We start from the raw sequence: 24,644 nt of genomic DNA, 5'->3' as shown, positions 1-24,644 counted from the left end.
ATCTCTTTCAAAACAAGAGAGAGCTCATCAGTTAAGCAGTCAGTTGTAAAAAATTCAAATAAAACAAAAAATTACTTGACAGGATAATCGAAATGCGCTACCATGCATGGCATCTGGCATCTGGCCTGCCAAACCTACGCCCTAAATCTTTTTCATTTTCGCTGTAGTCTAAATCAGACTCAGTTCTTATTTGTATCACCTAAATTATCAAAATCATTGCATTTAACGAAGTCGCGATGTTTATCAGCAGTGTTATCACCAAGGCCGAGACACTTATCTTTTCTATCTAAATTATCAGACTTACTTAAATTATTTAGATTACCTAAATTGCCGTTGTTCTTTGCGTTGCTACTCTTATTGTCGTATTCGCAGTGTTCTATAGCATTGACGGCAAATACATCAAAGGAAATAGAAGGTAGTGCACCGTATTTAACGTTCGACGGTGGTCGGACAAAGGTAACAGATGCAGACAGTTTGTTGTCTATAAGATTGCAGGATGGTCGGGTTATCACGCCATCCACTAATCCATCAAGTGCAGCAAATCCGATAAGTTTGCCGTATGTGGGGAGTAACTTAGGTCATATAACAATGGTCGTCCCGTCATCACAGAGTTCAATTAGTATGAATGATTTGGTTGTTCAGGGTAATTGGGAAGATGATGATGGGGATGGACAGGGGGCTAATGGAGTAACGGCTACAGGGAGTATATCGGTATCGTTTACGGATAAAAATGGCAATACCGTTAATCGTAGTGATGCATTAGATATATGTAATGCTCCTTATAGGGTAAGGTTAGTAAGTACAGGAGGAAGTTTAACTACCCAGTATGGGGTGCCAAGGAGTAGTAATTTCGGTGGAGCTACGGTGGATTATTATATCAATCCGTATAACACTGTTGCTCCTGTTTGTTATGCAAGGCCGAATTTGCTAATGGGTGGTACTACTGACATTGTTTCTAATGATAATCCTCGCTACGCAGGTCCAGCTAACATATGGAGTCCCGTTAAGGGTTTTTTAGTTCAGTCAACAAGTCCATCATCTTACAACCGAAACTTTCCGGCAACGGGTGCTGATGGATTGTATTTTGATTTAGAGTTGCCTTCTGGAATAGATGGAAGTCAGTTGACGTGGTCTGTTGTCACAAATGGTAGTATAAGAGCAACGGTGAGTTGGACAAGGCCGCGTTCTGGTACATTCACAGACCCAGAAGGATATACCAGACAAGCCGATGAATGGATTACTGATAAATCCAGTTATGTAACACGGGTAACGTTAAGCGGTCCTAGGGCTGATAGTGCTCAGATAAATACAAGTAATCCTAGTCCGCTTACTCCGTTGCCATCTTTGCCACAGACGTTTGAGTTAGTCGGTAGGGATAGTCGAGGTAATGAGGTGATGTATGGATTTGTGTTAAAGCAGTGGTTCGTCCATCGGGGTGATAAACAGGATGCTCAGTCTAATCAATCCTCTTGGTGTAGTCGTTTGGGTTATCGTCTTGCTAGAGTAAGTGATTTAACCAATGCAGTCAAAACAGATTATCCTTCTATTTTTGGCGCAACGCCTAGTTCATCTAATAATGTTTACATGCGTCATATAGGTGCTGGTTTTTTCACGGAGTGGGGCGCCATGGGCTACTACGCTGCTGGCTTCGCCAACCCCTACTACTGGACAAGCGACGCAACAGGTAGCAATGGCTTCCGTGTCAGCTCGTACTATGGCTCCGTTACCGACAGCAGTGATGGCTACGGCCGCTATGGCGTTTGTGCCGCACCTTAGTTTTTATTGCTTAGTCCTTAATTCTTGGGCCGCGGGGAGGTTGTGGTGCAAATAGAGGATAATCTAACAAAGAATAAAGCCCCCGCGTAAGTTTGGATGTTTTCCCTTAAGGTTGGCAGTTGTGGCAAAACCACAATAGCGCCGCCCCCCGCCGCCAACGCTGAAAGCGTGGTTGGCATTCCTAGTGATTACGCTGTAGCGGTTTAACTTCGTGGTCTATTTATAGTACAGCAGGTTTCGGACGTTTTGACCTTTGGTGAATAAAATAGCTACAGTGACCACGTCCGAACAAAGGGAATTAAAGCTAATTCCCTTTGCAATCCCACGCTTTGGCTACAAAATGTGGCCTACGGCACTACTCGTATCATCCTGATACTCGCCTCTACGAGGCCATCTTCGCTGTGCTCAGATGTTCAAATTTGTTCCAGACAAATTTGTCCGACATAGAATAAATTAAGTGCGCAGGTTTCGGACGTTTTAACCTTTAGTGAACAAAATAGCTACAGTGACCACGTCCGAGTCAGGGAATTAAAGCGAATTCCCTGACAACCCACGCTTTGGCTACAGAATGTGGCCTACGGCTCCCCGACGCCGCCGCTCGGTCTTAACGCACCGTTTGTGGACGCGTTCCAGACGCACCACAAACTCGCCAAACATCCCTGTTTGGCGTGCTAACCTCACTCTGTTGTCGGCACATTCTGACGCCGGAACAAGACAAACTACATAACCTTTAGTGCTTTTTGTGAGTTATTTTTGTGTTAAAAAGCAATGAAATTGCATCCAAAAAGTGGTCAGAAAAGGTATTGATTTTATTGAAGTTTTTATTTTGCTATTTTTAAGCTAAATCAATCACTTAAACAACCTAAGCAAAGCGCTGACACACAACAAATCAACAAAACCACGAATAGCACCCTAATAACAGCAAATTAACCGCTCCAAACCCTTTTTTTAACGAAAATTTAAAATTAAATAAAATCAACAAATTATAAAACACCTCAAAAAAAGGGTTTTCAAAGATGAAATTGTTGTTTATCTTTATACAACAAGATTTATCAAATCTTGAGTTCTACCTTAACGCCGTATAGGCGGTTTAGAAAAGTTATCAAACTCAGAATTTGGTTTTAACAGCCCTTAACGCCGTATAGGCGGTTTAGAAATTTCATTACTAAAGAAACATAAATAAGAACTTCCTTAACGCCGTATAGGCGGTTTAGAAAATCAAAGCCGTAAATTGAGTGTGTATCAAAATCCTTAACGTCGTATAGGCGGTTTAGAAAGATATTGAAAACCAACAAAATTAGAGCATCAACCTTAACGCCGTATAGGCGTTTAATTAAAATAAAATAAATCATATAATTATAAAAACATAATATCTTCCAAAAAAGATGGTTATGTTGTTTGTCTTGTTCCGGCGTCAGAATGTGCCGACAACAGAGCGAGGTTAGCACGCCAAACAGGGATGTTTGGCGAGTTTGTGGTGCGTCGGGAACGCATCACAAACGGTGCGTTAAGACCGAGCACCGGCGTCGGGCAGCCGAAGGCCACATTCTGCAGCCAAGCGCGGGATTGCTAAGGGAATTCGCTCTAATTCCCTTAGCTCGGACGTGGTCACAATAGCTATTTTGTCCACCCAAGGTCAAAACGTCCGAAACCTGCGCACCCAATTTATTCTATCCACCAACCCAAAAAAGGCCTGATTTTCCGCTCAAAAATCGGTCAGAAAAGGTATTGATTTTATTAAAGTTTTTATTTGGTGGTTTTTAGCCAAAACCACCACCCAAACCCTTCCCAAAAACACACTAACATAAGCTGACTTAAGCCTTAACAAAACCTTAAAATATTTAACAAAAAAACTAGCACATTATTAATCAACCGGTTATAATTCAATCTCTTTCAAAACAAGAGAGAGCTCATCAGTTAAGCAGTCAGTTGTGAAAAATTCAAATAAAACAAAAAATTACTTGACAGGATAATCGAAATGCGCTACCATGCATGGCATCTGGCATCTGGCATCTGGCATCTGGCCTGCCAAACCTACGCCCTAAATCTTTTTCATTTTCGCTGTAGTCTAAATCAGACTCAGTTCTTATTTTTATCACCTAAATTATCAAAATCATTGCACTTGGCGAAATCGCCATGTTTATCGGCAGGGTTATCGCCAAGGCCGAGACACTTATCTTTTCTATCTAAATTATCAGACTTACTTAAATTATTTAGATTACCTAAATTGCCGTTGTTCTTTGCGTTGCTACTCTTATTGTCGTATGCGCAGTGTTCTATAGCATTGACGGCAAATACATCAAAGGAAATAGAGGGTAGTGCGCCATATTTAACGTTCGACGGTGGTCGGACAAAGGTAACAGATGCAGACAGTTTGTTGTCTATAAGATTGCAGGATGGTCGGGTTATCACACCATCTACTAATTCATCAAGTGCAGCAAATCCGATAAGTTTGCCGTATGTGGGGAGTAACTTAGGTCATATAACAATGGTCGTCCCGTCATCACAGAGTTCAATTAGTATGAATGATTTGGTTGTTCAGGGTAATTGGGAAGATGATGATGGGGATGGACAGGGGGCTAATGGAGTAACGGCTACAGGGAGTATATCGGTATCGTTTACGGATAAGGATGGCAATACTGTTAATCGTAGTGATGCATTGGATATATGTAATGCTCCTTATAGGGTAAGGTTAGTAAGTACAGAAGGAAGTTTAACTACCCAGTATGGGGTGCCAAGGAGTAGTAATTTCGGTGGAGCTACGGTGGATTATTATATCAACCCGTATAACACTGTTGCTCGAGTTTGTTACGCAAGGCCGAATTTGTACTTCGGTGGTACTGGTGCTACAGTTAATAATATCCGTGACGATTCCCATTACGCAGGCCCATCTAACATATGGAGTCCTACAAAGGGCTTTTTAACTCAATCTAATGATTATTCATCTTACGACCAAAATTTTCCGACAACGGGTGCTGATGGATTGTATTTTGATTTAGAGTTGCCTGCTGGAGTAGATGGAAGTCAGTTGACGTGGCCTGTTGTCACGAATGGTAGTATAAGAGCAACGGTAAGTTGGACAAAGCCGCGTTCTGGTGCATTCACAGACCCACATGGAAATATTCTACAAGCCGATGAATGGATTAGAGATAAATCCAGTTATGTCACACGGGTAACGTTAAGCGGTCCTAGGGCGGATAGAACTCAGATAAATACAAATAATCCTAGTCCTCTAGCCGTACCATCTTTGCCGCAGAAATTTGAGTTGGTTGGTAGAGATAGTCGAGGTAATGAGGTGAGGTATGGATTTGTGTTAAAGCAATGGTTCGTCCATCGTGGTAAAAAATGGGATAGTCAGTATAATCAAATATCTTGGTGTAGTAGTTTGGGTTATCGTTTACCACAGGTCAAGGATTTAACTAACGCGGTGCGCACAAATAGTCCTTCTATTTCTGGCGCCAGGCCTAGTTCACCTGCTAGTTATTATCAGCGTCACATAGGTGCTGGTTTTTTCACGGAGTGGGGCGTCATGTACCGCTACGCTGATGTGGGCTTCGTCCACTACGGCTACTGGACGAGTGACACAACAGGTAGCAATGGATTCGATGTCTACTCACAAAGCGGAGACATCTACAGCGACAGCGTTTCCGATAGCCGCTACGCTGTTTGCTCCTCACCTTAACTTTTATTTCATAGTCCTTAATCCTTGGGCCACGGGGGGGTTATAGTGCAGATAGAGGATAATTTATCAAAGAATAAAGCCCCCGCGTAAGTTGGGGCATTTCCCTTAGGGTTGCGCTGTTGCGGCGAAGCCACAATCGCGCCGCCTCCGCCGCCAACTCTGAAAGCGTGGTTGGTAATTATAGTGATTAGGCTGTGGCGGTTTAAATTCGTGGTCTATTTATAGTATGGCAAGGTTTCGGACGTTTTGACCTTTGGTGAATAAAATAGCTACAGTGACCACGTCCGAACAAAGGGAATTAAAGCTAATTCCCTTTGCAATCCCACGCTTTGGCTACAGAATGTGGCCTACGGCACTACTCGTATCATCCTGATACTCGCCTCTACGAGGCCATCTTCGCTGTGCTCAGATGTTCAAATTTGTTCCAGACAAATTTGTCCGACGCCGTCGGTCGGTCTTAACGCACTGTTTGTGGACGTGCTCCCGGCGCACCACAAACTCGCCAAACGTCCTGTTTGGCGTGCTAACCTTGCTCTGTTGTCGGCACATTCTGACGCCGGAGCAAGACAAACAACATAATCTTAGGTGTTTTGGGGTGAGTTGTTTTTGTATTAAAAAACAATGTAATTACATCCAAAAAGTGGTCAGGAAAGGTATTGATTTTATTTATTTTTTCGTTTAATTCAAAACACACCAAATTATTCAATATAACTATAGCTATATTACCACCAAGGCAAAAACTTCCCAAAAAAACCTAATCTTATCAATCCAACAATTCGTTAGCTATCAAGCAATTTTGTAAAAATGTGGTATAGATCATGGGTTTAGGACTTATGTCCTAGTTGAAAGCGAAAAGCCATTACTATACTTAAGGTCATTTTTTCAAATAGTTAAGAAATATTATGACAGCACATATTAATGCAAAGAAAAATGATTTTGCTCAAACCGTTATTATGCCTGGTGATCCTTTGCGAGCAAAATTTATTTCCGAAACTTATTTAACAGATGCAAAGCAAGTTTGTAATGTACGTAACATGTTAGGTTATACCGGAACATATAACGGTATTCCTGTTTCTGTTATGGGACACGGAATGGGGATTCCGTCAATTACGCTTTATGCCCATGAATTAATCAATGATTTTAATGTAAAGCGTATTATTCGTATCGGTAGTTTAGGTGCAACGCAGCACAGCGTAAAAATGCGTGATGTGATTTTAGCCGTTGCCGCTGGGACTGATTCAATAACTAATCAAAAAAGAGCAAATGGTTATAACATTGCTACTTCTGCTACTTTTTCTTTATTACATAGTGCTTATGAAACTGCCAAAGTTATGAATATCCCCGTTAAGGCTGGCAATGTCTTTAGTGGTGATCTTTATTATGATCCTGATGAATCGTTAATTAGTACTTTAGAAAAATCAGGCGTTCTAGGTATTGATATGGAGGTGGCCGGTTTATATGGTATTGCTCAACAATTCAATATTGAGTCTTTAGCTATTTTAACTGTTTCTGATCATTGCCTAACTGGTGAGGAAACCTCTGCAGAAGAAAGACAGCTGACATTTAACAATATGATTAAGCTAGCCTTACAAGTTGCTATTAAACCTTGAATTACCATGCTAAATCATTTTTAGGATAATGTTATGAAACATAAGCTGTTACTCACCCTAATTAGTTTTTTGGCTAATTTTATTATGGCGGGTTTTGCCAGCCAATTTGGTATGTTAATCGAACCGATTGCACAATGTTTTCATGCTGATGTCAGTACGATTGCTTTTATCTTTTCTTTACTTAATGGTGGGGCGTTAGTTGGTACTATTTTAGCTTTTTTCTTGATCGATATTATTGGTATCAAACGCATCACTCTATTAAGTTACATACTTATTGTTGTATGTACATTGATGTTGTATTTCACTAATTCATTAATAGTGTTAGATATTTGCATGTCATTAATCGGTTTGTGTGGTGGTGTTGGGCTATGTATCGCAGGAACAATAGTCGTTTCTATTTGGCAAAATAGAGTCCAAAGCACTATGTTGGTTGTGCAAGATGCAACGTTTAATATTGCTGGTGTTATCTTTCCGCTTATTACCACTTATGCTTTAACCCATTCTTTATCGTGGGCGAGTAGCTATTTAACGGTGGGTCTTATTGCGGTATTGACGCTAGTGATTATTTTGGTTACCAATTTTGATTTGATCATAACTTCTAAAGAGGTTGAAAAACAAAATAATAATCAAAAATCAGAATGGAATTTTGGCATTTTATCGGCTGGTATAGGGTTATTTTTGGCTATGTTGGCTTTATACACTTTTCTAACTTGGGCACCACTTTTTGTTAGTCAAAAATTTACGATTAGCTTTGAAGATGCCGGAAATATCATTACGCAATATTGGGCTGCTGCATTAATTGGGGCGTTAGTTTCAACCGCTATTGTTTCACGAGTTAAAATTCATCATTTTTTTATGACAATCATTTTGTTAGCCTTTGTGATAACAATTGCGATTGTTAATACTCAGGATCTTAATCACATTAGTTATTTCACTTATGGCTATGGATTTGTTTGTTCTGCACTATATAACTCTTTTGTTGCCTATGGGGTTACATTTGTTAAAAATGCATCAAGTAAAAATGTGTCTTTTATTCTTGTTAGCGGTAGTGCTGGGGCAATGTTTAGCCCTGCAATTAGTTCTTTATTCCAAGAATATTTTGGTACGCAAATTATTATGAATGCAATTCCAGTTTTTTATGCAGTTATTATTGTAATGTTGGTTATTTCTCAGTTGTTGAAGCGGAAAAATAACCTGAAGTGAAGGGAAATATCATGAGGAATTATTATAAATTATCAAAGTTAACATTAAGCATGCTTTTGATTTGGTTTGGTGTTGCTAACGTTAATGCTGCTGATTATAAAGATGGTAACTTACATAAAAATGATTATGGTTGGTTGCAGTTAAATTTGATGCAAAGTGTCGATGCTAAAATACCGTATGATATAAAAAATGATACTTATCTTGAGACGGAGTTTGGTGCTCGATATGGTGTTTTGGATCTATATGGCTATGTTGATATCTTCGACATTTTTGATCGTAAACATGATGATCGATATGGGGGCGATAATTTCTTTGCTAAAATTTCACCAAGAATTTCACTTGATGGTCTATTCCAATCGGATTTTTCGTTTGGAGCAGTTAAAGAGTTGTATATTGCTAGTGTAAATAATATTGGTGATCGAGAGTTGTTTGAACAATATTTAGGAATAGGCGCCGATGTGGATATGCCATGGTTTGGTGTGATGGGTATGAACGTTTATGCGCGCTATGTTCGTGAAAACTATAATGAACCTAATGAAGGTAAGTGGGATGGTTATATGTATTCAACAAGTTGGTCAAAACCCATTTATCAATTTACTAATCAAAGTACAATCAATTATCAAGGCTATTTTGATTATCAATTTGGCGCCAATAAAATAACCGATAACTCATTGTATAGTAATAATGCTATTGAATGGTATAATGGTTTTTATTGGCATAGTGATCATATGGCATTGGGTTATGGATTAAAGTATTTTCATAATATGTCATTGATTAAAAATAAATCTGGAGCAGGGAAAACCAGCGGTATCGGTCATTATTTTAGTTTTAGTTATAAATTTTAATTAAAATAATGTTATATTTTAAAAAATAATTTTTTGAATAAAAACGATAAGTTATACGATGGTGGCTAAAATTATATGCAGTTGAAGTCTTTAAATAAAGGTCGGTTTAGTACATATTGGAAAAATAACAATAATTTGATTGAGTCCGTTATTAAACAATGTGTTGTTGAAACAAAAATTGTCGATGAAAAATCGGTTTTGTTCCGTCAGGGTTGTAAGGTTAATGATTTAGTTCTAGTTTATAATGGAATGATTTCTATCCGTTACGAAGCCGCTAATGGACGTCGTTTTCATCTTGGTACGCTTGATTGCGATGAACACATTCTTGGTGAAATGGAATTCTTTACGGGGTATTTATGCCAATTTGATATCATTGCTGAAGAGGCGTTAACATTGTCAATTGTTAGCGCCGATAAATTATATCAATCGTTGATTGAATACCCTAAATTAGCATTGTTTTTTGCTACTGCAATTGCTTTTGATTATCAAGATACGTTAGATATTTTCTTAAAGAGAACTTTATATTCAATTTGTTATAATATTGCGTTCGATCTTTATCAGCATTATTTAAATATACATCCAGTAAGTAGTTTCCAAAAAAACTACTTAGAAGCAGAACGTTTTGGTACCACCGATCGTGTTTATCGTCGAGCTGTGAGTGAGCTAGTTAAATTAGATATTGTTGAAAAAAATGAAGGAAAACTAGAAATCAAAAGTATGGAAAAGCTTAAAGAATTTATTAAATGCAATGATAAGATTTCAGATTAGGATATTGTTGAATATTTTATATTCAACAAATGAATAGATAAAAACGCGCCACTATGCAATATAATATTATGGCTATAAATAGCCTATGCAATGTGGCTATTTTATCTATTAATCTAAACATCTTATGTTGAGCTACTAACAAATAAAATAGAAAAAATTTTACAAATCCATACAATGAAAACATCAATTAAAACTCATTATTCAATTGTGAGGTAAGGCGGATTCTGTTATACTGCATTCCCGTCTGATTCTTGTATGTTGTATTGGTTTTGATGTCTAAAAATCGATGCAATATTGTTCTAATAAATTAATAATGGTCTAATATTAATGGTCACGAATTATATTTTTGTTACAGGCGGTGTCGTTTCTTCTCTTGGTAAAGGCATTGCCGCAGCATCTCTTGCTGCAATTTTAGAAGCCCGCAATTTAAAAGTCACCATGCTCAAGCTTGATCCCTACATTAATGTCGATCCGGGCACAATGAGTCCTATTCAACATGGTGAAGTGTTTGTGACTGAAGATGGAGCTGAAACCGATCTTGATTTGGGTCATTATGAACGTTTTATTCGCACTAAAATGACGCGAAAAAATAATTTCACTACAGGTCGTATTTATTCTGATGTGTTACGCAAAGAGCGTCGTGGCGATTATTTAGGAGCAACGGTTCAAGTTATACCACATATCACTAATGCAATTAAATCACGCGTGATTGATGGGGCAAAAGGTTTTGATGTTGCCATTGTTGAAATCGGTGGTACAGTAGGTGATATTGAATCTCTTCCATTTTTAGAAGCGATCCGTCAATTAGCGGTGGATGTGGGTCGTGAACACACGTTATTTATGCACTTAACGTTAGTGCCTTATTTAGCATCTGCTGGTGAAGTTAAAACCAAACCAACGCAGCATTCAGTGAAAGAGTTACTGTCAATTGGTATTCAACCGGATGTATTAATCTGCCGTTCTGATCGTATTATTCCTGCTCATGAACGGGCTAAGATCGCACTATTTTGTAATGTGCCTGAGCGTGCTGTTATTTCGCTTAAAGATGTTGATTCTATTTACAAAATACCTGCGTTATTAAAATCGCAAAACTTAGATACCTTCGTTTGCAAACGATTTAATCTTGAATGTAAAGAAGCCGATTTATCGCAATGGGAACAAGTGATTTATGAAGAAGCGAACCCAGTGGGTGAAGTAACCATTGGTATGGTGGGTAAATATATTGCTTTACCGGATGCTTATAAATCAGTGAATGAAGCGTTAAAACACGGGGGATTAAAAAATCGTTTAACGGTGCACATTCGTTATATTGATTCAGAAGATCTTGAATCGCGTGGCACAGAATTACTTCAAGGCTTAGATGCGATCTTAATTCCAGGTGGATTTGGTTATCGTGGCGTTGAAGGTAAAATTATGGCAGCTCGTTATGCGCGTGAAAACAAAATCCCATATTTAGGTATTTGCCTTGGTTTACAAGTGGCTATGATCGAATATGCACGTAATGTTGCAGGTATTAAAGATGCTAACTCAACCGAATTTGTTAAAGATTGTGCAAACCCAATTATTGCTTTAATCACAGAATGGAGCGATGAATCTGGCAATGTAGTACAACGTAATGAAAATAGTGATTTAGGTGGCACAATGCGTTTAGGTTCGCAAATTTGCCATTTAGAGCCTAATTCATTAGTATACGATATGTATAAAAATGAGTCGATTACTGAGCGTCATCGTCATCGTTATGAAGTGAATAATAATTTATTACCTGAAGTGGTTAAAGCTGGGTTAAAAGTGACTGGTCTTTCAACGGATAGAAAGCTGGTTGAGATCATTGAAGTTCCAGATCATCCATGGTTTGTTGCGTGTCAGTTCCATCCGGAATTCACCTCTACACCACGTGATGGACACCCACTGTTTAGTAGTTTTATTAAGGCTGCCAAAGCTTATCAAGAGCAGCAACAAAAATAGTTTTGAATTAAAATTTTTAATATATCTGTCATATAGAGGAAAATAACATGGCAAAAATCGTTAAAGTACATGGTCGTGAAGTCATCGACTCTCGTGGTAATCCAACTGTTGAAGCCGAAGTTCATTTAGAAGGCGGTTTTGTTGGCCTTGCAATTGTTCCATCAGGTGCATCAACTGGTTCACGTGAAGCGTTAGAACTTCGTGATGGTGACAAATCTCGCTTTTTAGGTAAAGGCGTATTAAAAGCAGTTGAAAACGTAAATGGACCAATCGCTAAAGCTGTTGTTGGTAAAGATGCATTAGATCAAGCTGCTATTGACCAAATCATGCTTGATTTAGATGGCACTGATTTCAAATCTAATTTAGGTGCTAACTCAATTCTTGCCGTATCTTTAGCAACCGCTAAAGCTGCCGCAGCTGCTAAAGGTGTTCCTCTTTATCAACACATTGCTGACCTTAACGGCACTCCAGGTCAATACTCAATGCCATTACCAATGATGAACATCATTAATGGTGGTGAGCACGCGGATAACAACATTGACTTACAAGAATTTATGATTCAACCAGTTGGTGCTAAAACAGTACGTGAAGCAATTCGCATGGGTTCTGAAGTATTCCACAACTTAGCTAAAGTATTACATGCTAAAGGCATGAACACTGCTGTTGGTGATGAAGGTGGTTTTGCGCCTAACTTAGATTCAAATGCTGAAGCGTTAGCTTGCATTAAAGAAGCGGTAGAAAAAGCTGGTTATGTATTAGGTAAAGACATTACTTTAGCGATGGACTGTGCTGCTTCTGAATTTTATAACAAAGAAACCGGTAAATATGTATTAAAAGGTGAAGGTAATAAAGAATTCACTGCGCAAGAATTTACTCATTATCTAGAAGGTTTAACAGAACAATATCCAATCGTATCAATTGAAGATGGTTTAGATGAAAGCGATTGGGAAGGTTGGGCATACCAAACTAAAGCTCTTGGCCACAAAATTCAATTAGTGGGCGACGATTTATTTGTAACTAATACTAAAATCTTCAAACAAGGTATTGAAAAAGGTATTGCTAACTCTATCTTAGTTAAAGTAAACCAAATCGGTACATTAACTGAATCTATCGCTGCAGTTAAAATGGCTAAAGATGCCGGTTATACCGCTGTTATCTCTCACCGTAGTGGCGAAACAGAAGATTCAACAATTGCTGATTTAGCAGTTGGTTTAGCTGCTGGTCAAATTAAAACTGGTTCAATGAGCCGTTCTGACCGTGTTGCTAAATATAATCAATTAATCCGTATTGAAGAAGCTTTAGGTTCAAAAGCACCATTCAATGGTTTAAAAGAAGTTAAAGGTCAATAATTAGTTTTTATAAACTAAATTATCACTAAAAAACGGTGACCAGTTCACCGTTTTTTATTTTCATATAATTTTAACCTACTTAATGTAGGAATGGTTGCACCGACTAAAGTTGTGTTGTACTCTTATTGTTTGATTTTTTTATGACTTATTAATAACTAATCCGTATTGATTAATTTAGTCGCCCTATAATTGTTAAAATAACTAACTCGATTTAAAGTTCTACTTATGAATAATATTACGAATATGTCTCAGCCAAAAAGTAAATGGCAACTCTTTAACTGGCTCTATACCGGTAAATTATCGCTAAACGAATTATGGCTTAACCCGACCTATCGTTATAAGTTTTTTTTAAGAACCTTGTTCTTAAGCCCAATTACTCTCAAATGGCTTGATAAATTAAGACAGTATCCATTGCTTGGCTATTATTTCTCGTGCCAAACTAATTTACCATGTAAATTACAACGTCCTTATTTGGCATCTTGTTTGAGCCAAAAAGAACGTTATGATGCATTGGCCTACCATTATGACTTTTTAGCAAAACAACCCGATAGCGTAACTAAAGCTTTTTATAATCCGCAATCGCCTTTTGTATTGGCGAATGTTGCTGTTAAAAATGAAACGAATATCCAAATTGCCGTTCAAGCCCGTAACAAATTTGCCAGAGAAGGCGAAGTAAGTCTTTATTTTTATGATAGCGATGGGATTGATTTAACCACATTAACGTTTTCAATTGTTGAATATCAAGGCAAACCAACACTCTTTATTGCTGGATTACAAGGCACAGGACACGATGACGCACGTACTCGCGTACAAAAAGCAACTAAAGCCTGCTATGGGCTATTTCCTAAACGTGTTGCAGTTGAAGCTGTATTAACTGTTGCCCGTTACTATCAATTAACGCAAATTGTTGCCGTGGGTAACAAAACTCATATTTATAACAATTGGCGCTATAATAGCCGTCAAGAACGCATTTTGTCTGATTATGACGATTTTTGGTTAACCCTTGATGGAAAACAAGATACTAATGGTTTATTTATACTACCAAACCAAATTAATCGAAAATCAATTGAAGAAATTGCCAGTAAAAAACGCTCAGAATATCGTAACCGCTATGCGTTATTGGATCAGCTTCAAATTAATATTGAGCAAACGTTAGCATCATTAACCTAATGATTAGTAGTAATATATTAAAACGTATGCTTACCCCATAATTTAACAATGTAAGCAAGGAATAGTTAAGGAATAAAATATGTATTTTGGTATTCTTATTGCGCTAATACCGTTGGGTTTAGGCTATTTAATTAAAATTAAAAACAACAGCTGGATGACCAAAATTAACCAAACGTTGAGTTGGATGGTTTACCTTATTTTATTCATTATGGGCGCTGAGCTTGCTCATTTAGATAATTTAACCACTAATTTGCAAATTATTTTATATTATGCAATTGTTCTTTTTATTTGTACATTTGGTGGGAATTTTATTGTTTTAATTATTTTTGATTACATTTTCCCTCGCAAGGCAGATAAAACAGATCATACTTATGCTTCACGTTTTAAAATGATTATTGAGTCATTACGTGTTTGTATTGCATTAATTATTGGGTTTATTTGTGGATTATTGCCATTATTTATTTGGCAATATGCTGAAAACATTACTCAGGTTGTATTGGTTTTTTTATTATTCTTAATCGGAATTCAACTACGTAGTAATAATATTTCAATAAAGCAAATTCTACTCAACAAAATAGGTATAGTGACAACACTATTGGTTGTGATAAGTGCTTTCCTTGGAGGCGTTATTGGCTCATTTATTTTAAACCTACCAACGCGTGTTGGTCTTGCCATGTCTTCTGGTTTTGGATGGTATTCATTATCTGGTATTTTAATGACAGAAGCCCATGGTCCAATTATTGGTAGTGCTACATTTTTAAATGATATATTACGAGAATTGTGTGCGATTATTTTAATTCCTACATTGATTAAGCGTTATCAATTAACAACATTAGGACTATGTGGTGCAACATCAATGGACTTTACCCTACCAATGCTACAAAAAGGTGGGGGAATAGCCATTGTACCGGCAGCTATTGCTCAAGGTTTTTTATTAACACTTATAATGCCGATATTTATCACGCTATTTAACTATGGAGGGGTTGGGCTTTAGCTTAAAAAAGCAAAGCCTACTTAAATGGAGTAAAAAAAGTAATGGGAAAGTATAGTTTATTAAAAGGTAAAGTAAGACGTTTAAAAATATTGAAAGTAGATAAAGAAAAGGATCAAAATAAAAAAACTGAAGACTGTGATTTTATTGAGTCAATTTGGGGGCTATTTATCGAAATGCTGGGAGGATTTATTCTAATAACCGCAGCTATATGTAAGTTTGTTTATGAATTTGTCCTTAGTTTATTTACTTTTGGGTTACTACAAACCAAGCTATTAAAAGGCACACCATTTGTTTGTTATATCGGTAATGTCAAAGTTAAAGGTAAGCTAGAAAATGTCGCTTTTAACAATGGTGATTACGTCGAAATGGTCGTCAAACAAATTGATAAGAACAAATATCAAGCTTATGCCGTCCGCTTTCCTAAATATCATGCTTTATTTTTTCCTAAAGGAGTTGGTCTTTCGACGTTGCAATTGCTGAAATATTGTATGTTTGGTGTTGGATCGATAATATTATGTACCGATGGTTTTATTTTCATTAGCGTATTATTCAATCATGAGTGGGATTCTTTAGAAGTGATAGAAATTACCAAAACAAGCTGTATTGGCTTTGTTGCTTTTGTGTTCTTTTTTTTCTTCGTTTTTGGTGGGAGGTTAACTTTTATTTGTAACCGTATTTATGCCACTTTAGGTTATCCAAAACCATGGTTACACAACAGTTGGTATGAAGAATTTTTGTTTTCCAAAATGAATCGTCGTCGGGATCCTGAGCTATTTGATGATCCTCAAACGCCAGAATTTCAAAAAATTAGAAATAAAGATATACAGCCTTCAGCTAATTATTACTGTCGAACACCCATTATACCAAGTTGGGTAAATATTATAGATGAAAGTAAATATGATGTACAAATAACCAATCACCTAAAATAAACAAATTAAAAAGATTTCGTTTTTTTTAGATTGTGCTTAAATGACCTTGTTTAGGCACAAAAAATAGTGTGGTGTCGACCCCTTCGTGTTGTAGCAATTGAATTTTTTTATCTATACCTCCAGCATAACCCGTTAAATTACCGTTTGCGCCAATAACGCGGTGGCAAGGGATGATAATGGATATTGGATTATGCCCAACTGCGCCGCCTACTGCTTGGCTAGCCATGCTTGTTTGGTTTGTTTTCAGGGCGATCTGTTTTGCGATATCACCGTAGGTTGTGACTTTGCCATATGGGATATTACATAAAATTTCCCATACGAGCTGTCGAAAAGGGGAGCCATTTGGTGCAAGCTTAAGTTGAGATAGATTCGGTTTCTTTCCTGAAAAATAATCATCAAACCATTTTTTTGTCGAGTTAAAAATAGCTAAATTAGGTTTTTCTTCTGTTTGAGTGTTAATTGTATAACCAAAATATTTTTCGCCTTCAATCCAAGCTCCAACTAACTTATTTTGTTGGCTGGCTAGAGTAATTAATCCCATTGGGGATGAATAGTTGCATAAATAAAACATCTTGTCTTTTAACTCTATTCGATAAAAACGATGTTAAATTATGCTTGTTTATGATGATAATTACTACCAATTTATTTATCAATATTGTTTGAATAGTAAATAATAGGGAATATGGCTCATCAATGAGCCATATATTTTGCGGTTATTTAGTTTTGTTTTTGCCTTTTTCGATATAACTCATATCACCTAAGCTTTCGACAATAAATTTTCCATCATCAGTATAACGAATTTTAGTGACACTTGCGTTACCAAGCCCCTCTGTCACTGGTTTATCTAACCATTCTTCAGCCATAGCCATGATAGCCATACCGTGAGATACCACTAAGACGTTACCACCACCTTGTGCTTTAGCTGATTCGGCAATGGCTTTTAACGAGGCTTGCATACGTGTTTTTACTTTATTGTAATCTTCAGCTTCACCAGATTTTTCGACAGCGGCAATGGCATCCATCATTTTTTTAAGGGTGATGTTTCCTTTTGCGAAATCCGCCATTAAATCTTTATCCGTTGCATAACCTAAATGCTGTGCAGCAGGGGTCCACATGTTTGGATCAAGATCGCCTTCGAATTCACCAAAACAGGTTTCGCGTAGGCCTTCCATTTCGTTGATATTAATGGTTGTATCGCCTTTAGATTCTAAAACCACACGAGCTGTTTGACGTGCACGTCCCAAGTCGCTTGAATAAGCAGCAATAAATTTGACATCCTTTAAACCACGGCCAAGTTGCTCGGCAACTTCAACACCGGGTTTTATTAGTGGTGTATCTGACCAACCTTGAGCACGATGTACGTTATTGAACATGGTTTTCCCATGCCGAGTGACGTAAAGGTAAACATCATCAGCAAAAGCTTGTGATAGAGTTGAAATAGCGATGATTAATGAGCTGATTAATATAATAAATTTTTTCATATTTTATCCTTAGTTATAACAAATTAAATCGGTAATCAATAACAGTTTCTGCAGAAAGTGTTGGTGAGCGTTGGGCTTTTCCATGTTTATCGAGTTTTGGTGTAATATCTGATCCGCTGGTGGTTTTGTAAGACCATCCATAACCTACTTTAGATAAAATAGACAGGTTTTTAAATGCACCGCTGGTTGGTTTCCATATGTCGAAAACATTTATTTCGCCATTTTTTAGTGTGTCATGTTTGTAATTAAATTCACCATAGTTCATATATAATCCAGTGCTGTTATCTTTGACAAAATCATAAGTTAGTACACTGGTGAAGACAAGTTCTCCATCACGCATATAGTCAGCACCTGCTGCGGCTAACCCATTAAAGCGACCTCGGGTGTTTTTACCTAAATGCCGGTTATAATATCCGATCGCATTGTGTTTGTTAGCATCAGTGTAAGCTAAGCCAAGTTTGACGCTCCAGTCATCTTCTTTCCATTCGACATCAGTTGCATAATGCCATGCATGATCTTCAAACTCTTTTTTGTTTTGTTTCATGGCGTCATAATTGTCAAGTGCATAGCTTCCATAGAATTGCCCGCCTAAAATCAATTTTTGCATTGGTTTATAGGATAATTCAACTACGTGGCGCCTTAGGTAATCTTTAGCAACACCATAAGAATAATCCAAAGTTAGATCTTTATCTTTATAAGCGATTTCAGCAGTTGAAATGTTATCGATGACTTTTTTACGATCGGCCGTTAAAAAATGTAATTTTTTAGCAGATTCTCGAGGAAGGGTACTATCGATATAGGCTAATGAAAAGTAGATGTTATCATATTTTAGTGTACCACTATAACCAAGATAGCTATGGCGAGTAAGATGTTTAGCGGAACTTATTATTCCAAAGTCTTTCAAACTATGCCAGCCTGCTTTACCCTTTAAATTGAAGTCGTCGTTTCCTAGTTTAATTTTTGCATAACGTTGGGTAAATTTATTAAAGCCTTGAGCGTTGTGTTTGTTATAGCCTTTACCATCATTATAAAGTAAGTTACGGGATGCAAAGTAATCACTGGCCCCCAATTTTATTACGTTATCATAGGTAATATCAAATCCAATAGTATCAAATAGATAACCAGAATTATAATCAAAACTAAATACTTGTCCCCAAGCACTGTGTACTTCTTTGGGTTGGGCTGCATTTTCTTTTAAATATTTCCAATGATTACGCGTAGAAAAATTAAATTTAGAATCTGTGAAAAAGGCATTATATAAGGCTGAATTATTGTTCACTTGAGCCGCTAGAGCCGAACAAGTTGACAGACTCAGCAATGCAAGTGTGAGATATTTTACTTTCATTATTGTATTTCCTAGCTTATGTTTAAATAAAAAATTAAAATTCATTTTTTATTTAGTAAATTCCATTATGTATAGATTATATTTTTATTTTTATTTGTTTAATGCGGATTTGCCTTTATTGACATATGTCATGTTACCAATTTCACTCACGTTATATTGACCATTTTTATAGGTAATTTTAACAACTGTTGCATTTGATAGCGGTTTATTTTTATCTTTGTTGTCAGTAAGATCATAAATCATCGCTTGCATTGACATTCCAGATGAAATAGCGAGAATAGTTTTTTCATGATTATGTTGTGCATTTTGGATGATGGTTTTTAACGCATCTTGTGTTCTTGCCTTCACTTGTTGGTAACTTTCTGCTTGGTGTTTGGGATCTGCTTTGGCAGTTGAATTTATCATTACATCTATAGTTAGGTTGCCAGCTTGGTAATTTTTATAAAACGCATCGACAGAGTTATATCCTGCTAGTTTCATGCTAGCACGAACCATTTTTTTATTTGGTCCACCTTCAAAACCGCCAAAAAATACTTCACGTAATTCTTTAAGTTCACGAATTTTATAATCCTTAACACCTTTTTGTTTAAGAAGCTCTTGCATGGTTTCGCGTTGTCGCCCTGCATCACTTGTATAATAAGCATCAAACTGGATATCTTTTAATCCTTCGCCAAGATAGTGTGCAAGTTCAATACCTTGATCTGTAAGCGGCGAATCGGCCCAACCTTGTACTAAATCATAGGTATTAAATAAGGTTTTACCATGGCGAGCAAAGTAGATTGTTATATCACCATCAGCCTTGTTGTCTTTTGCTTTAGATGGCGAGTGGGCACAACTGGTTAGTAAAGCTGTAATAATGATTAACGTACTGGTTAGTAACGTTTTTATTGTTTTTTTCTTCATGTTATATTCCTTGAGTGGCTAACGGTTAGTAGGGCACACTCATTTTGCAAAATTTATTTTAGGATAATAGGGGAATTAGTTATCATCATTCCCCCTTAAATTATCTGACTATTTTAAATTCTCACCTCTAGATGAAATTACTGATTGATACCAGTAAAAGCTTTGTTTTTTATAGCGTTTTAATGTGCCAGAACCATCTTGGTTTAGGTCAACATAAATAAAGCCGTAACGTTTAGTTACCTCTGCTTTTGAGGCGCTAATAAGATCGATTGGCCCCCAACTGGTATAACCCATGACTTCAACGCCGTCGTTAATGGCTGCTCGGATTTGTACTAAGTGATCATTCATATAATTGATGCGGTAATCATCATGGATAGTACCATCAGCTTCGAGTGTATCTTTGGCACCGAGGCCGTTTTCGACAATAAATAATGGTTTTTGGTAACGTTCATAAAGTAAGTTAAGTAGATAGCGAATACCAACAGGATCGATTTGCCATCCCCATTCTGAGGCTTTAAGGTAAGGGTTTGGTACCATATCTAAGATATTACCTTTGGTTTTTTGCGACTCGTCAGCGGTTGCACAGCAGCTCATGTAATAACTGAACGAAACAAAATCGACGGTTTCTTTTAGATCCTGTTTGTCTTGTTCAGTAATATCGAGCTTGATGTTATGTTCTTTAAAGAATCGATTCATATAGGTTGGGTAATAACCTCTAACTTGAATATCACCAAAGAATAACCAACCGTGGTTTTCTTGATGTGTAGCCCAAACGTCTTCTGGTTTTGGTGTTAATGGGTAGGCAACAGCACCTAGTAGCATATTACCGATTTTGGCATCAGGGATGATGTCATGACATAATTTGACCGCTCGGCTGCTGGCGACAAGTTGGTGGTGAATAGCTTGGTAGATTTGCTGTTTTGTACTGTTTCTATCTAATCCTACACCTGTAAATGGTTCGTGTAATGACATGTTAATTTCGTTAAATGTTAACCAATATTTAACTTTATTTTTGTAACGTTCAAAGACGACTTTGGCATAACGCGTAAAAAACTCAATCACTTGGCGATTACCCCAGCCACCGTATTCAGTTACAAGATAATAGGGCATTTCGTAATGTGATAGGGTGACAAGTGGCGTGATATTGTGTTTTGCCATTTCGTCAAATAACTTATCATAAAACGCTAAACCATCTTCATTTGGTTGCTTTTCGTCACCATTAGGAAAAATTCGCGTCCAAGCAATAGATGTACGCAGACAGGTAAAACCCATTTCAGCAAATAGAGCGATGTCTTCTGGATAACGGTGATAAAAATCAATTGCGTTGTCTTTTATACTACTAATATCGTGCTTGTTTCGATCAATAATATCGCCAAACAGGCCATTAGGTGTGCAGTCTGATGTTGATAACCCTTTACCTGCCTTGCGATATGCGCCTTCAACTTGATTGGCGGCAATAGCACCACCCCATAAAAAATCACTAGGAAATTGTGTTGACATGTTTTACTCCTTATCTGCTGATAGCGATAATAATGCATCACCATTTTTGGTAATATCTTGTTTAAAAATACACTCTATATCTTGATAATTATCAGTATTAGTTATAATTATCGGTGTGGTTACTTCAAATCCTGCTTGTTTAATTGCGTCGATATCAAAACTAACTAATAGATCGCCTTTTTTCACTTTACTTCCTGCTTCGATATGCGCTTGAAAGTGTTGCCCGTCTAATTTTACGGTATCAATACCAATATGAATTAATATTTCGGCACCGGAATTCGTTTGGAAACCAATCGCGTGTTTTGTTCTAAATAGTGATACTACTTCACCGTCATCAGGTGCTACGGCTTGACCAACAGTTGGGATGATGGCAATGCCTTTACCCATCAATTCATTGGCAAAAGTAGGATCGTTAACTTCGCTTAGTGGGATAACTTTGCCTGTCATTGGGCTGAAAATAGTGACGCTGTCGGTATTAGTTTGGTTGGTGTTGTCTTGGTTATTTTCTTCGTCTTTTTGAGTATCATTTTTTGATATCATGCTAATTTTATCTTGTGAAATGCCAAACAGATAAGTAGCGATTAAGGCAACGATAAACGAAATAATACAACCAAATACAACTGCGTAAAATTTTTCATCAATGCCGTGTTCAGGTGAAATTAATTGTAAAAATGAAAAGACATTAATAAAGCTAAAAGAATAAATCACACTATGGTAATAACCAACAATTGCACCACCAATAATTGCCGATAAGCAACCAATAATAAATGGTCTTTTAAGTGGTAAGTTAACACCGTAAATAGCCGGCTCAGTAACACCAAAAATACCAGATAATACCGAAGAACTTGCTAGCGCTTTAAATTCTGGATCTTTTGCTCTTAGCATTACAGCAAATACTGCACCAACTTGTGCAAACACGGCTGGAAATAATATTGGTAATAGAAAATCTTGATGAACAGTTGCTATATTGTTTAAACAAAGCGGAACAAGACCCCAGTGAATACCAAAAATCACCAATACTTGCCAAAGTGGTGCTAAAATCATCGATGCAATAATTGGGTTAAGTGCATACAAATATTCAATACCAGCAGCTATACAAGCACTACCATAAGTTACAGCAGGACCAATAAGCGCAAAGGTCAATGGCACTGTGATAATGAAGCCAAGTAATGGTGCAATGAATTTTTTGAATGAATCATGCATGATTTTATATAAATTTCGTTCTAATAACGAATAAAACCATGCAGCTAAAATAACTGGGAATACCGATGAGCCATAAGGAATTAAGTCAATCGGAATGCCAAATAGTTCAGTTTTTAGCAAAAGTTTGCCTGCCGGTATCATGTTGCTTACACTTGGGTGAAGCAATGCACCGCCAATAGCTAACCCCATATAAGGGTTACCACCAAACTTTTTAACGGCAGAAAAGCCTAAAATCATCGGTAAATAGTAGAGTGGAGCGTCGGATATTGCATCTAGAAACTTAAAAGTTGGTGTGCCTTTTTGGACAATATCTACTGTTTGTAATAGCGCAAACACTCCTTTTAAAATACCACCTGCCACCATGACGACTAACACAGGAATAAAAATATTTGATACTAAATCGATTAGTTTCGATAATAACCCCGATTTTTTATTCGATTGAGTTTTTTTGTTGTCGGTTTCGTTGAGATGAGTTAACTGCATAATGTCACTATAAACATCAGCAACATTATTGCCAATTACTACTTGAAATTGCCCACTACTTTGTACAACGGTTATTACACCTTTTTGTTTTTTTAGCACTTCGGCATCAGCTTTTGTTTCATCCTTTAGGACGAATCGTAAACGAGTTGCGCAGTGCACTAGGCTGATGATGTTATCTTTACCACCTATATTATTAATTATTGATTCGGCAAGCTCTTTGTTTTTCATACCTTATCCTTATTTTTGACAAAAAAAAACCTAGACCCCAAGCTTTGGGTCTAGGTTTTGCTTGCAAAGTAAACGTTTTTAACTTTGCAGTAACAATCCACTCAGTGATTTTTAGACTAGCACAAATTTACAGAATAGATAAGACTTCTATAATAATGATCACAAAAATGTGATTTACCTCACATTATGAATTTTTAAGTTCCGTACGCAGTCGCTCAATATGAATGGTTAAATACAGACTTTCATCATCAGAAAGCGGGTGCTGATATTGATGTATCAAATGCAGATCAATTTGCTTAGTACATAAATAGGCTTTTTTGTATTTTTGGCGGATAATTTCATACAAAGAAGCATCTTGTTGTGGTTGGGATTGTTGATTTAGTATACGGTGTGCAAAAAATTTTAAATGAGTGACAAAGCGCTGATAAGATAGGCAGTTTTCATCATATTCAAAGTTAAAATGGTATTTTACGATATTGAGTATTTCGCGCATGATTTTTGTCATATTAAAAATATTAGGCATAGTGCCATTAAGTTGTGCATTAATTATATGGAATGTGATGTAACCTGCTTCGTCTTCTGGCAGTTCTACGTTTAGGCGTTGTTTAATTACCGATAGAGCATATAAACCAATTTTAAATTCTTTAGGATAGAATTTTTTGATTTCCCACAAAAAACCATTAGGAATATCAAAACCATGCTTATGGCGTTCAATAGCCCAATGAATATGATCGGTTAACGAAATATAGATACTATCTTGTAATTCACCTTCAATAAATTGTTTCGCATGATTAATAATAATTTCAGACGTGGTTAATATCTCAAGTGGGATCTGCGACAGTAACTCGGTAAATTTGAATGCTGTGTCTTTGTTTTCTAGTGAAAACTTTTTTTCGATAAGATTTGAATCAATTAAATCGCCTTCGCGTTTTTTAAAACCGATGCCACGGCCAGTAAGAATAAGCTCTTTCCCTTTTTCATCGATTGTCACAACAACGTTATTATTTAGTATTTTATGAACTTTCATTATATTTAATCTAACTTTTTAGATAAGCTATTATCAATCGCACTCAAAAAATAGAAAGCAGAAATATAAAAAAGTGTGATAAGTATCATACTTTTGCTAGATCAGTTATTGACAAATACCCAATATTACAAAAAAAACCCGATCGACTAAGCGTATCGGGTAATATTTTGATATTTAGCTTAA

At 36.8% G+C, this 24,644-nt stretch carries 18 protein-coding genes and 1 CRISPR repeat array; of the genes, 11 read left to right on the top strand and 7 right to left on the bottom strand.

Annotation, left to right across the window (positions count from 1 at the left end; all coding sequences use genetic code 11):
- Positions 1-102 precede the first annotated feature (102 nt).
- The 11 genes from GYX25_RS04205 to GYX25_RS04155 all read left to right on the top strand — a co-directional run bounded on the left by GYX25_RS04205 (position 103) and on the right by GYX25_RS04155 (position 16,291).
- Complete coding sequence (locus GYX25_RS04205; protein ID WP_174786793.1) at positions 103-1,776, top strand: hypothetical protein; 1,674 nt, start codon at positions 103-105, stop codon at positions 1,774-1,776.
- Positions 1,777-2,845: 1,069 nt separating this feature from the next.
- Positions 2,846-3,113: a CRISPR direct-repeat array (repeat unit 28 nt; unit sequence CCTTAACGCCGTATAGGCGGTTTAGAAA).
- 641 nt (positions 3,114-3,754) lie between these two features.
- The gene (locus GYX25_RS04200; RefSeq protein ID WP_174786792.1) at positions 3,755-5,458 is read left to right on the top strand and encodes a hypothetical protein; all 1,704 of its coding nucleotides are present in this window, start codon (positions 3,755-3,757) and stop codon (positions 5,456-5,458) included.
- A gap of 902 nt (positions 5,459-6,360) precedes the next feature.
- Positions 6,361-7,068 (top strand): purine-nucleoside phosphorylase, encoded by a 708-nt coding sequence (gene deoD / locus GYX25_RS04195; protein WP_091347233.1) that lies wholly within the window; start codon positions 6,361-6,363, stop codon positions 7,066-7,068.
- Positions 7,069-7,101: 33 nt separating this feature from the next.
- On the top strand, positions 7,102-8,271 hold the full coding sequence (tsgA, locus tag GYX25_RS04190; protein ID WP_091347231.1) for an MFS transporter TsgA: 1,170 nt from the start codon (positions 7,102-7,104) through the stop codon (positions 8,269-8,271).
- Between the two features lie 50 nt (positions 8,272-8,321).
- On the top strand, positions 8,322-9,116 hold the full coding sequence (locus tag GYX25_RS04185) for a nucleoside-specific channel-forming Tsx family protein (protein WP_425337781.1): 795 nt from the start codon (positions 8,322-8,324) through the stop codon (positions 9,114-9,116).
- Positions 9,117-9,191: 75 nt separating this feature from the next.
- The gene (locus GYX25_RS04180) at positions 9,192-9,884 is read left to right on the top strand and encodes a Crp/Fnr family transcriptional regulator (protein ID WP_091347227.1); all 693 of its coding nucleotides are present in this window, start codon (positions 9,192-9,194) and stop codon (positions 9,882-9,884) included.
- A 327-nt stretch (positions 9,885-10,211) separates the two neighbouring features.
- Positions 10,212-11,849 (top strand): glutamine hydrolyzing CTP synthase, encoded by a 1,638-nt coding sequence (gene pyrG / locus GYX25_RS04175; RefSeq protein WP_085247896.1) that lies wholly within the window; start codon positions 10,212-10,214, stop codon positions 11,847-11,849.
- A gap of 47 nt (positions 11,850-11,896) precedes the next feature.
- Entirely contained in the window at positions 11,897-13,198 is a 1,302-nt protein-coding gene (gene eno, locus GYX25_RS04170; protein WP_086358974.1) for a phosphopyruvate hydratase, read from the top strand.
- A 225-nt stretch (positions 13,199-13,423) separates the two neighbouring features.
- A complete protein-coding gene (locus GYX25_RS04165) occupies positions 13,424-14,368 on the top strand; it encodes a VirK/YbjX family protein (protein ID WP_091347225.1) in 945 nt (314 codons plus the stop codon).
- Positions 14,369-14,447: 79 nt separating this feature from the next.
- On the top strand, positions 14,448-15,362 hold the full coding sequence (locus GYX25_RS04160) for a lysine exporter LysO family protein (protein WP_091347223.1): 915 nt from the start codon (positions 14,448-14,450) through the stop codon (positions 15,360-15,362).
- Between the two features lie 41 nt (positions 15,363-15,403).
- Complete coding sequence (locus tag GYX25_RS04155; protein ID WP_091347220.1) at positions 15,404-16,291, top strand: hypothetical protein; 888 nt, start codon at positions 15,404-15,406, stop codon at positions 16,289-16,291.
- 25 nt (positions 16,292-16,316) lie between these two features.
- Here the strand turns inward: GYX25_RS04155 and GYX25_RS04150 are convergent, their stop codons facing one another.
- The 7 genes from GYX25_RS04150 to licT all read right to left on the bottom strand — a co-directional run bounded on the left by GYX25_RS04150 (position 16,317) and on the right by licT (position 24,461).
- Positions 16,317-16,862 (bottom strand): methylated-DNA--[protein]-cysteine S-methyltransferase, encoded by a 546-nt coding sequence (locus GYX25_RS04150; protein WP_091347218.1) that lies wholly within the window; start codon positions 16,860-16,862, stop codon positions 16,317-16,319.
- Between the two features lie 142 nt (positions 16,863-17,004).
- Positions 17,005-17,772: a histidine phosphatase family protein gene (locus GYX25_RS04145; protein WP_091347216.1), complete on the bottom strand. Its 768-nt coding sequence runs from the start codon at positions 17,770-17,772 to the stop codon at positions 17,005-17,007.
- Between the two features lie 13 nt (positions 17,773-17,785).
- Positions 17,786-19,117, bottom strand: coding sequence for a hypothetical protein (locus tag GYX25_RS04140; protein ID WP_174786791.1), 1,332 nt, complete (start codon positions 19,115-19,117; stop codon positions 17,786-17,788).
- A 90-nt stretch (positions 19,118-19,207) separates the two neighbouring features.
- On the bottom strand, positions 19,208-20,020 hold the full coding sequence (locus GYX25_RS04135) for a histidine phosphatase family protein (protein ID WP_174786790.1): 813 nt from the start codon (positions 20,018-20,020) through the stop codon (positions 19,208-19,210).
- A 108-nt stretch (positions 20,021-20,128) separates the two neighbouring features.
- Positions 20,129-21,520 (bottom strand): glycoside hydrolase family 1 protein, encoded by a 1,392-nt coding sequence (locus tag GYX25_RS04130; protein ID WP_091347209.1) that lies wholly within the window; start codon positions 21,518-21,520, stop codon positions 20,129-20,131.
- Between the two features lie 3 nt (positions 21,521-21,523).
- The gene (locus tag GYX25_RS04125; protein WP_174786789.1) at positions 21,524-23,434 is read right to left on the bottom strand and encodes a beta-glucoside-specific PTS transporter subunit IIABC; all 1,911 of its coding nucleotides are present in this window, start codon (positions 23,432-23,434) and stop codon (positions 21,524-21,526) included.
- A 184-nt stretch (positions 23,435-23,618) separates the two neighbouring features.
- The gene (licT, locus tag GYX25_RS04120) at positions 23,619-24,461 is read right to left on the bottom strand and encodes a BglG family transcription antiterminator LicT (RefSeq protein ID WP_174786788.1); all 843 of its coding nucleotides are present in this window, start codon (positions 24,459-24,461) and stop codon (positions 23,619-23,621) included.
- Positions 24,462-24,644 lie beyond the last annotated feature (183 nt).

The sequence above is a fragment of the Gilliamella sp. ESL0254 genome, from assembly GCF_013344985.1.
In the GTDB taxonomy this organism is placed as follows: Bacteria; Pseudomonadota; Gammaproteobacteria; order Enterobacterales; family Orbaceae; genus Gilliamella; species Gilliamella bombicola.
The sequence above is the reverse complement of the archived record's forward strand: the minus strand, read 5'-3'. Positions and strand labels throughout refer to the sequence as shown.

What these genes read in the sequence shown, in the direction of transcription:
- eno (WP_086358974.1), top strand. Translation starts at nt 11,897, where the DNA reads ATGGCAAAAATCGTTAAAGTACATGGTCGTGAAGTCATCGACTCTCGT.
- tsgA (WP_091347231.1), top strand. Translation starts at nt 7,102, where the DNA reads ATGAAACATAAGCTGTTACTCACCCTAATTAGTTTTTTGGCTAATTTT.
- GYX25_RS04140 (WP_174786791.1), bottom strand. Translation starts at nt 19,117, where the DNA reads ATGAAAGTAAAATATCTCACACTTGCATTGCTGAGTCTGTCAACTTGT.
- pyrG (WP_085247896.1), top strand. Translation starts at nt 10,212, where the DNA reads ATGGTCACGAATTATATTTTTGTTACAGGCGGTGTCGTTTCTTCTCTT.
- licT (WP_174786788.1), bottom strand. Translation starts at nt 24,461, where the DNA reads ATGAAAGTTCATAAAATACTAAATAATAACGTTGTTGTGACAATCGAT.
- GYX25_RS04200 (WP_174786792.1), top strand. Translation starts at nt 3,755, where the DNA reads ATGCGCTACCATGCATGGCATCTGGCATCTGGCATCTGGCATCTGGCC.
- GYX25_RS04180 (WP_091347227.1), top strand. Translation starts at nt 9,192, where the DNA reads ATGCAGTTGAAGTCTTTAAATAAAGGTCGGTTTAGTACATATTGGAAA.
- GYX25_RS04205 (WP_174786793.1), top strand. Translation starts at nt 103, where the DNA reads ATGCATGGCATCTGGCATCTGGCCTGCCAAACCTACGCCCTAAATCTT.
- GYX25_RS04145 (WP_091347216.1), bottom strand. Translation starts at nt 17,772, where the DNA reads ATGAAAAAATTTATTATATTAATCAGCTCATTAATCATCGCTATTTCA.
- GYX25_RS04130 (WP_091347209.1), bottom strand. Translation starts at nt 21,520, where the DNA reads ATGTCAACACAATTTCCTAGTGATTTTTTATGGGGTGGTGCTATTGCC.
- GYX25_RS04165 (WP_091347225.1), top strand. Translation starts at nt 13,424, where the DNA reads ATGAATAATATTACGAATATGTCTCAGCCAAAAAGTAAATGGCAACTC.
- GYX25_RS04185 (WP_425337781.1), top strand. Translation starts at nt 8,322, where the DNA reads ATGCTTTTGATTTGGTTTGGTGTTGCTAACGTTAATGCTGCTGATTAT.
- GYX25_RS04150 (WP_091347218.1), bottom strand. Translation starts at nt 16,862, where the DNA reads ATGTTTTATTTATGCAACTATTCATCCCCAATGGGATTAATTACTCTA.
- GYX25_RS04125 (WP_174786789.1), bottom strand. Translation starts at nt 23,434, where the DNA reads ATGAAAAACAAAGAGCTTGCCGAATCAATAATTAATAATATAGGTGGT.
- deoD (WP_091347233.1), top strand. Translation starts at nt 6,361, where the DNA reads ATGACAGCACATATTAATGCAAAGAAAAATGATTTTGCTCAAACCGTT.
- GYX25_RS04160 (WP_091347223.1), top strand. Translation starts at nt 14,448, where the DNA reads ATGTATTTTGGTATTCTTATTGCGCTAATACCGTTGGGTTTAGGCTAT.
- GYX25_RS04135 (WP_174786790.1), bottom strand. Translation starts at nt 20,020, where the DNA reads ATGAAGAAAAAAACAATAAAAACGTTACTAACCAGTACGTTAATCATT.
- GYX25_RS04155 (WP_091347220.1), top strand. Translation starts at nt 15,404, where the DNA reads ATGGGAAAGTATAGTTTATTAAAAGGTAAAGTAAGACGTTTAAAAATA.